Genomic DNA, 261 nt, shown 5'->3' with positions numbered 1-261 from the left:
CCCCACGAACTTCCGCCTGTCGCGTCGACGAACGTTCGTAGCGCGAGCGGGACCGTCTGCTTATCAGGCTTCGTGAGGAAGATGAGCTGACGGAAGAAGTCGTTCCAGGTCCAGATGAAGGTGAAGATCGCCGTCGTTGCGAGAGCGGGCGTCGCCATCGGGAGCATGATCTGCAGGAAGATGCGCGCGTGGCCAGCCCCGTCCAGACGCGCCGCTTCCTCAAGCTCAGCAGGCAGGCTGCGAAAGAACTGAACCATGAGG

General features: G+C 62.1%; 1 protein-coding gene. It reads right to left on the bottom strand.

Annotated elements, in window-relative coordinates; all coding sequences use genetic code 11:
• Window positions 1–261 (bottom strand): carbohydrate ABC transporter permease (locus SB658_RS25020; protein WP_410603115.1); only part of this gene is annotated, 261 nt, incomplete at both ends.

Origin of the sequence: Bacillus sp. SIMBA_008, from assembly GCF_046535495.1 — a bacterium.
In the GTDB taxonomy this organism is placed as follows: Bacteria; Bacillota; Bacilli; order Bacillales; family Bacillaceae; genus Bacillus; species Bacillus subtilis.
The sequence above is the reverse complement of the archived record's forward strand: the minus strand, read 5'-3'. Positions and strand labels throughout refer to the sequence as shown.